Here is an 8,172-nt window from a genome sequence, read left to right as displayed (position 1 = left end):
TGCGCTTTGGCGACCTGTCGTTCTACGAGGTGATCGTGGCGACGACGGCGGCCACGTACAACTCGCGCAACGTGGTCCCCGACGCGTTCGACATCAACGTCAACTTCCGCTTCGCGCCGGGCAACACGGCGGAGCGGGCCGAGGCGGAGCTGCGCGCGATGATCGGCGCGGACGCGGACGTGGAGATCACCGACACCGCGCCCGCCGGCGACGTGTACGCGGACCATCCGCTCATCGTGGACTGGTGCCGCGCGGAGGGGCTGCAGGTGCTGCCCAAGCAGGCGTGGACGGACGTGGCGCGCTTTACGTCCCACGGTATCCCGGCCGTCAACTTTGGCCCGGGCGAGACGTCGCAGGCGCACCAGGCCAACGAGTGGGCCAGCATCGACTCGCTGGAGCACTGCTACGGGGCCCTTCGCCGCTGGTTCTCGTTCCGATGAATCCCGTGCTGGACGGCATCGCGCCGTCGATCATCCGCGCCATCAACGCCCGCAAGCGCCCCGGCGACATCGACCTGGGGCTGGGCGAGCCGACCATCCGCCCCGATCCGTGCCCGTTCGACGCGGCGACCGCGTGGGTGCGTGAGAACGGGCTGCCGTACACGCCCAACGCCGGCTTCGCCAGGCTTCGCGCGCAGGTGGCGGAATACGTGGGGCTGCCGGAGCGGACGGCGTCGGACAACGCGGTGATCACCGTCGGCTCCGAGGAGGCGCTGTACCTGGCCCTCAAGGCCGCGATCGACCCCTCGCGCGACGAGGTGCTGATCGTGGAGCCGTGCTACCTGGCGTATCCCAAGCTGTGCGTGCTGGAAGGTATCCGGCATCGCATGGTGGCGATGGACCCGGCGGACGACTTTTGCCCGAGCGCCGCGCGGGTGCTGGACGCGCTGGGGCCGGATACGCGGATGATCGTCCTCAACACGCCCAACAACCCCACGGGCCGCGTGTGGCCGGAGTCCGAGCTGCGCGCGCTGGCGGACGGCCTGACCGCGCGCCCCGGCGAGCCCGTGCGCGTGCTGTCGGACGAGGTGTACCGCGAGCTGTACTTCGGCGAGGCCGCGCCGGTCTCCATCGGCGCGCTGTGGCCGCACGCGCTCGTTGCCGGATCGCTCTCCAAGAGCAACGCGCTCACGGGGCTGCGGCTGGGCTGGCTGGTGGGGGATGCGAAGACGGTCGCCGCCGCGACCAAGGTCCATCAGCTGGTGAACACGGCCGCGAGCACGTTCTCGCAGGTGGTGGCGATGGAGATCTTCGCCGACCGCGCCACCCTCGCCGCGCACCGCCCGCACTACGCCGGGCAGCGTGCGAAGCTGGAGGGGTGGATGCGGGAGGCGGGGCTGCGCTGGGCACCCATCGAGGGCGCGTTCTACTGCATGGTACGCCTGCCGGATCATCTCGCGGCGGATTCGCTCGCGGCCGCGGAGGCGCTGCTGGAGCGGCACCGCGTGCTGGCGACGCCCGGCGTGGCGTTCGGCGACAGCGGCGAGGGGTGGATACGCCTCTCCTGGGTCGCCGAGCCCGACGACCTCCGCGCCGGCATCGAGCGCATCGCGCGGTTCTTCGCGGAAGGCTGATCGATCGAGCCTCCAGGTCCCCGCTTGTCATCCTGAGAGGCCCTCTCGAATCGTCGTCGCGCCGGATGCGTGCGGCCCCGAAGGATCTTGTCCGCCCCTGCACGAGCGACGCGTTCCGCACGGATGCCGGCCGCCGATCCTTTCGTGGTGAGGCCAAGGCCGAGCACGGGAGAGGAGATCCTTCGGTCGGCGCCACGGACTGTGCGCGGGCGAGATCGCGCGGCGCCTCCCTCAGGAAATCAAAGGAGGGGTTCGCCGGTTGTTCTCCCCTCTCGCGAAGAGGGCGGGTCTGCCGGCGCGATCGATCCGACGAGCTCGGACTTCTCTCTTCCGCTGCAGGCGACGGACGATCCGGCGCGCTTCTTCCGGGTATCAAGCCCGAACGCAGTCTCCTGACCGCTGATCCACCGAGGATTCCTGATGGCGATTCAGATCGGGCGGGGCGGCCCGCCGGACCCCGTGCGCGACCACCTGGCCGAAGTGCGCCGCGCCCTCATGCGCCTGCACAAGACGCTGATCGACTCCGAGCGGCCCCGCTTCGAGCAGCGCCGCGGTGAAAGCGTCAGCAACACGCAGCTGCTCAGCGCCCTGCTGGAAGACGCGTTCTTCCAGTGGATGCGGCCATTCTCGCAGCTCATGGTCGCCATGGACGAGGCGCTGTTCGGCGACGAGCCCGTCACGCTCGAGGGCGCGCGCGGGTTCGTGCAGCAGGTGCACGCGCTGGTGGAGCAGGGGGAGGACCTGCCGCCGGACGAGCAGCCGCCGTACGAGCGGGCCCGCAACCGCGACCCCGCCGTGCTCTTTGCCCACACGGAGCTCACCCGCCGCGTGGCCGCCGCCCTCCTGGCGTACGGCGACGCGGCCGCGTAGGCTCAAGCCCGGTACGGAGGTACGCCGGGGACGATCTCCGGGCGGATTCGGGCAGGTTCTGCGGAGATCGTGACCCGGCGGATGGGCCGGAATCCGCAATTGCAGTAATCCCAGGTAGTTAGCGCGGCGTTAAGATTTTAGCACGCCCGGCGCACTTTCCCGCGTCGGCGGTGTACACCGCTGGCCGACATCGATCCGGAACTCTTTCACGCTCGTGCAATGAAGCCCACTCGTTCACTGATGCTCGCCGCGCTGGCGCTGTCCGCCGCGCCGGCCGCGGGCCACGCCCAGGCCGACACCGCGCGCGCCAACTGGCACCTGCTGGACCCCACCAACGACCGCGTCCCGGGCATCAGCGCCGAGCGCGCGCACCGCGAGCTGCTGTCGGGCATGCGGGTGCGCGACACCGTCGTGGTCGCCATCATCGACAGCGGCGTGGAGATCGACCACCCGGACCTGGCCGGCGTCATCTGGACCAACGCCGACGAGGTGCCCGGCAACGGCCGCGACGACGACAACAACGGCTACGTGGACGACGTTCACGGCTGGGACTTCCTGGGCAACCGCGACGGCCGCGACATCAGCTCCGACACGTACGAGATCACGCGCCTGTTCGCCGCCTGCCGCGCCCCCGGCGCCACCGAGGCCGGCGGCACGCCCTGCGCCGAGATCCGCTCCGAGTTCCAGGAGCAGCAGGGCTCTCTGCGGGAGGAGTACGACGCCCTGCAGACGTTCTCGACCATGATCAACACCCTGCGCCAGGCGCTGCAGGGCCGCGAGATCACGGCCGAGTCGCTGCGCGGGCTGCAGAGCACGGACCCGCAGGTGGTGGCCGCCCGTAACCAGATCGGCCGCATCATGGGCGCCGGCTACTCCGCCGAGCAGATCCTGGAGGCGTTCGAGGACGTCAAGAAGCGCGTGGAGACGGGCTTCAACCCCGACTTTGACCCGCGCCCGCTCGTGGGCGACAACTACGCCAACCTCAACGAGCGCGGCGACGGCAACAACGAGGTCGAGGGCCCCGATGCCAGCCACGGCACGCACGTGGCCGGCATCGTGGCGGCCATGCGCAACGGCACGGGCGTGGACGGCGTGGCCAACGCCGTGCGCATCATGCCCATCCGCGTGGTGCCCGACGGCGACGAGCGCGACAAGGACGTGGCCAACGGCATCCGCTACGCCGTGGACAACGGCGCGCGCGTCATCAACATGAGCTTCGGCAAGAGCCACTCGCCGTACAAGAGCGCCGTGGACGATGCCGTGCGCTACGCCGAGAGCAAGGGTGTGCTGCTGGTGCACGCCGCCGGCAACGACGGCGCCAACCTGAACGAGGAAGGCAACTTCCCCAACCAGGACTTTGCCGGCGGCGGCCGCGCGGGCAACTGGATCGAGGTGGGTGCCTCGTCGTGGAACGGGCTGGAGCACCTGGCGGCCAGCTTCAGCAACTACGGCCGCGGGCGCGTGGACATCTTCGCCCCCGGCGACGACATCCTGTCCACGCTCACGGACCACGAGTACGGCCGCTTGGGCGGCACCAGCATGGCCGCGCCGGTGGTGGCCGGTGTGGCGGCCACGCTGCTGTCGTACTTCCCCGAGCTCACGGCCACGCAGCTGCGCGAGATCATCCTGGCCTCGGCCACGCGCTACACGGACCAGCGCGTCACGCGCCCGGGCGGCGAGGAGATCACCACGTTCGGCGAGCTGTCGGACACGGGCGGCATCGTGAACCTGTACAGCGCCGTGCAGATGGCGCAGCAGCGGGCTCGCCGGTAGAAGGCGGCCGGGTCGCGGATTGCCTCCCGCGACACTGCGGGGGACAGGGGACAGGTTCCAGGGGACAGCCCCCAACGGCGCGAGTGCCGTTGGGGGCTGTCCTTTTGTGCGCTCGGGGACGCATCGCGCCGAACGGATTCCGTTCGGTCGGGAGACGGCGGCGGTGTACCGCGCCTGCCCTCTCTGGGGCAGTCCGCGCAGGCGGACTTCGTGCCTTTCCAGCGGCGAATTCATTCGCTCCGGCTGGGGGACGGCGAGTTTGGCAACGGGTCGGCCGCCCGCCCGTGCCGATCGCGTCCTACCGCCCGCCCGCGCCGTTCGTCCCCGCGCGGTTTGTCGCCGCGCCCGACGCCGGCACACGACGCCCGGAATCCGCCGGGGTGCCGCGCAGGGTGTCGGCGGCGGCCTGGGACGTCTGCTGGTCCATCCGCCGCACGACGACGCTCATGCGGCCGCGCGGGGGCTGCCAGCCCAGTGGCCTCCATCCGCCGCGCTCCAGGGGCGAGGGCGAGCCGTCCGCGGGCCGCAGGGCGGGGAGGTACACGTCGTACTTGGATCCGGGGTTCCACAGCACCCAGCTCTTGAGGCCGCTGTCGTACGTGGCCGCGATCTGCTGGCGCACGTGGCTGGCGCCGTACGTGATGCCGTCGCGCAGGTAGTCCGCCGTGAACGCCTGCAGCCACGGCACGATCTCGCCCGTCTTCTTGCCCTGTCGCTGCACGGCGCGCGTGCGCTCCACCGCGTCGGCCATGCTGATGCGCACCATCTCGTACGGGTGCGCGTTGGGCTGGCTGAACCCGTACACGCCGCCAAAGTAGTGCGACGGGTACACCATGGGCAGCACGGCATCGGCCGCCGTGATGACGCGCTCCCAGTTCTGCCCGATGCCCACGTCGCCCTCCAGGTGCGTCACCAGGCCGAACACGTCCGCCGTCACGGGCACCTGGTACTCCGCGAGCTGTTGCCTGGAATAGAGGATGAACTCCTCGATGTTCCGGTCCCGCGACTTCCCATTGCTGCCGGGGAACGCCATCGTCCGCCGCCGCGCCTCCGTCACGTCCGGAAAGCGCACGTAGTCCCACTGGATCTCGCTGAACCCCATGTCCAGGGCCTCGCGCGCGATAGCGATGTTGTAGTCCCACACGCGCCGGTCGTACGGGTTCACCCACGGTTTGCCCTTCTGGTCCAGCCACACGCTCCCGTCCGTGTGGCGGATGGCCAGCTCCGGCTTCTTTTCCGCCAGCATGCGGTCCTTGAAGACGACGATGCGGGCGACGGGGTAGATGCCGTGCGCGATGAGCGTGTCCACCAGCTCCGGCAGCCACCTGGAGCGCGGCATGGTGTCGGCGCCGATCTCCTTTGCCAGGGCGATGCCGGTGGAGTCGTGCGTGAGGTAGGTGTCGCTTTCCTTGATGTCGACGACGAACGCGTTGATCTCCGTCTCGTCGGCGATGCGGATGAGCTCGCGCATGCGCGTGCGTCCGCCCGCGGCCCAGCCGTTGACGTACAGCGCGCGCAGGCTGTCCGGCCGCGCCACCCGGTTGCCGAAGCGCGCCCGCCGCTGCGCCGCGCTGTCCTCGCGCGCCGTTGCCGCCGCGGCCGCCGAATCCTGCCCACCGCCTTTCGCCGCGCCGGCGCCCGGGCTGTCCGATCCGCCACCGCACGCAGCCAGCGCCACGAGCAGCGCCGCCCCCACCGTCTTCCGCCATCCGCCGAACCTGGTCATCCGAACCGTCCTCCTCGTCGCGACAGGGTTCCGCGCGGAATCACCGTGCGGTTCCGTACCCTCGTACCCCCGTACCTTCGTACCCTCCGTGCCCGCGTACTCTCGTACCTTCGTACCGGGGCGCGCAACCCGGACGCGCGCTCGCTTGACCCCGCCCGCGCCGGGGCCTAGCTTCCCGCCCGAAAATCCCAGCCCCGGCCCGCACCGCGGAGAGAGCAATGGCGAACGTCCCGCAGGACCTCAAGTACACCAAGGAGCACGAGTACATCAAGGAGTCCGGCGAGGCCGGCGTGTACATCGTGGGCATCACCGACTACGCCCAGGGAGAGCTGGGCGACGTGGTCTTCGTGGAGCTTCCCAAGCCGGGCTCCCGGTACGAAGCGCACCAGACGTTCGGCACCATCGAGGCGGTCAAGGCCGTGTCGGACCTGTACATGCCCATCGCGGGCGAGGTGGTGGAGTCCAACGCCGCGCTCGACGCCAACCCCGCCGTGGTCAACAGCGACCCGTACGGCGAGGGGTGGATGATCAAGGTGCGCGTGGACGGCCCCCTGAGCGGCGACCTGCTGGACGCCGCGGCCTACACCAGCCTGATCGGCGGATAACTGCGAGTGCGAGAGTGCGGGAGTGCGAAAGTGCGAAAGTAACTGCGGTTCACTCTCGCACTCTCGCACTTTCGCACTCTCGCACTTCTCGTCTCACTCAACGCTGCGGAGATCCGAACATGGCCACGCTCACCTGGCACGGGCACTCCTGCTTCATGCTGGAGCACGACGGCACGCGCATCCTCATCGACCCGTGGATCGACGAGAACCCCACGGCCGACATCAAGAGCGGCGACGTGGGCACGGTGGACTACATCCTCGTCTCGCACGGGCACTTTGACCACTTCGCGGACTGCGTGAAGATCGCGAAGCAGACGGACGCCACCGTCGTCAGCACCTTCGAGCTCGTGCAGTTCTGCCAGAAGCAGGGCGTAAAGAACGGGCACGGGATGAACATCGGCGGCGCGTACCTGTTCCCGTTCGGCCGGGTAAAGCTCACGCCCGCGCTGCACACGGGCAGCATCGCCGGCGACGAGGACGGCACGCACACCACCGACTGCTGCGGCTTCCTGATCAGCCTGGACGGCGGGCCCAGCATCTACCACGCGGGCGACACGGCGCTGATCATGGACATGCAGCTGCTGCAGGGCCGCGTGGACGTGGCCATCCTGCCCATCGGCGACAACTTCACCATGGGCCCGGAGGACGCCGCCCGCGCCGTGGAGATGATCCAGCCCGAGGTGGTGATCCCCATGCACTACAACACGTTCGAGGTCATTCAGCAGGACCCCGAGGGCTTTCGCCAGATGGTGGGCGACGCCGCGCGCGTGGAGGTGCTGGAGCCGGGCGGCGTGTACGAGGCGTGAACGGCGGGAACTGCAGGGAACAGGGAACAGGGAATAGGGAATAGCCTGCAACGGCATTCCCACGGATACCCTGCAACGGGGCGGGCTCGTTACACGGGCCCGCCCCGTCGTGTTCTGCGGACGATTTAGATGCAGTTCTCCCCTCTCCGCGAGGAACGACCGGGGGGCCGGGGGAGGGGCGGGCCGCTGCCGGCGAAGACCGTCCATCCCGAGATGAAGTTCTCCCCCTCCCCCGCGAAGCGGGGGCAGGGGGCCGGGGGGAGGGGGCCCTCCGCGGGCGAGACACGCTCCGCCCGAGTGCACGATCCGCCGTTCTCCCTTCCCCCATGCAGTTTATGGGGGAAGGGCCGGGGATGGGGGGCGCCCGCCCGCCGCGCAATCCCTCCTCTGCCGTTTGGTCCTCCCGCCACGCCGATGCTCCTCCCCGCCGACATCACGCCACGTCGCGCATGGATCGCTGAGCCGGCTTCTCCTTGACGCGCGCACCAGTCGGCGCCTAATCTCGCTGCACAATGCAATCGCAATCGCCAGCCGAGCGCCCCGCGTGGCGCCTGCTGGACACCCCGCCCGCGCCCGGCGCGTGGAACATGGCCGTGGACGAGGCCCTCGCCCAGAGCGTGCGCGCCGGCGGCCCGCCCGTGCTGCGCCTGTACCGCTGGAGCCCGCCCTGCCTGTCGCTGGGCCGCAACCAGCCCACGCACGGCTACGACCGCGGCGAGATCGCCCGGCGCGGGCTGGACGTGGTGCGCCGCCCCACGGGCGGACGCGCCGTGCTGCACCACCGCGAGCTCACCTATTCCGTCGCCGCGCGCGACGGCG

At 70.2% G+C, this 8,172-nt stretch carries 8 protein-coding genes; 7 read left to right on the top strand and 1 reads right to left on the bottom strand.

Going from position 1 to position 8,172, the window contains the following annotated elements; genetic code table 11:
* The 4 genes from VFZ20_RS03390 to VFZ20_RS03375 form a co-directional block, all read left to right on the top strand.
* The coding region (locus VFZ20_RS03390) for a M20/M25/M40 family metallo-hydrolase (RefSeq protein WP_329682417.1) at positions 1 to 440 on the top strand (440 nt) is incomplete at its 5' end.
* Positions 437 to 1,573 carry a pyridoxal phosphate-dependent aminotransferase gene (locus VFZ20_RS03385; protein ID WP_329682416.1) on the top strand — a complete coding sequence of 379 codons (1,137 nt, stop codon included), beginning with the start codon at positions 437 to 439 and terminating at the stop codon, positions 1,571 to 1,573. The genes VFZ20_RS03390 and VFZ20_RS03385, both read left to right, overlap by 4 nt.
* Positions 1,574 to 1,993: 420 nt before the next feature.
* Entirely contained in the window at positions 1,994 to 2,443 is a 450-nt protein-coding gene (locus VFZ20_RS03380; protein ID WP_329682415.1) for a hypothetical protein, read from the top strand.
* 219 nt (positions 2,444 to 2,662) lie between these two features.
* Positions 2,663 to 4,216 carry a S8 family peptidase gene (locus VFZ20_RS03375; RefSeq protein ID WP_329682414.1) on the top strand — a complete coding sequence of 518 codons (1,554 nt, stop codon included), beginning with the start codon at positions 2,663 to 2,665 and terminating at the stop codon, positions 4,214 to 4,216.
* Positions 4,217 to 4,514: 298 nt separating this feature from the next.
* Here the strand turns inward: VFZ20_RS03375 and VFZ20_RS03370 are convergent, their stop codons facing one another.
* Positions 4,515 to 5,942, bottom strand: a complete 1,428-nt coding sequence (locus tag VFZ20_RS03370) for a putative glycoside hydrolase (protein WP_329682413.1) — start codon at positions 5,940 to 5,942, stop codon at positions 4,515 to 4,517.
* 218 nt (positions 5,943 to 6,160) lie between these two features.
* Between VFZ20_RS03370 and gcvH the strand changes: the two genes are divergently transcribed.
* The 3 genes from gcvH to VFZ20_RS03355 form a co-directional block, all read left to right on the top strand.
* Complete coding sequence (gene gcvH, locus VFZ20_RS03365) at positions 6,161 to 6,547, top strand: glycine cleavage system protein GcvH (protein WP_329682412.1); 387 nt, start codon at positions 6,161 to 6,163, stop codon at positions 6,545 to 6,547.
* A 119-nt stretch (positions 6,548 to 6,666) separates the two neighbouring features.
* Positions 6,667 to 7,353, top strand: coding sequence for a metal-dependent hydrolase (locus tag VFZ20_RS03360; RefSeq protein ID WP_329682411.1), 687 nt, complete (start codon positions 6,667 to 6,669; stop codon positions 7,351 to 7,353).
* A gap of 512 nt (positions 7,354 to 7,865) precedes the next feature.
* Positions 7,866 to 8,172, top strand: a 307-nt coding sequence (locus VFZ20_RS03355) for a lipoate--protein ligase family protein (RefSeq protein ID WP_414682921.1), incomplete at its 3' end; no start/stop codon positions are given.

Source organism: Longimicrobium sp. (assembly GCF_036280135.1).
GTDB lineage: Bacteria > Gemmatimonadota > Gemmatimonadetes > Longimicrobiales > Longimicrobiaceae > Longimicrobium.
The sequence above is the reverse complement of the archived record's forward strand: the minus strand, read 5'-3'. Positions and strand labels throughout refer to the sequence as shown.

Excerpts from the sequence above, each read along its gene's own strand:
- VFZ20_RS03370 (WP_329682413.1), bottom strand. The coding sequence starts at position 5,942 with ATGACCAGGTTCGGCGGATGGCGGAAGACGGTGGGGGCGGCGCTGCTC.
- VFZ20_RS03375 (WP_329682414.1), top strand. The coding sequence starts at position 2,663 with ATGAAGCCCACTCGTTCACTGATGCTCGCCGCGCTGGCGCTGTCCGCC.
- VFZ20_RS03385 (WP_329682416.1), top strand. The coding sequence starts at position 437 with ATGAATCCCGTGCTGGACGGCATCGCGCCGTCGATCATCCGCGCCATC.
- gcvH (WP_329682412.1), top strand. The coding sequence starts at position 6,161 with ATGGCGAACGTCCCGCAGGACCTCAAGTACACCAAGGAGCACGAGTAC.
- VFZ20_RS03360 (WP_329682411.1), top strand. The coding sequence starts at position 6,667 with ATGGCCACGCTCACCTGGCACGGGCACTCCTGCTTCATGCTGGAGCAC.
- VFZ20_RS03380 (WP_329682415.1), top strand. The coding sequence starts at position 1,994 with ATGGCGATTCAGATCGGGCGGGGCGGCCCGCCGGACCCCGTGCGCGAC.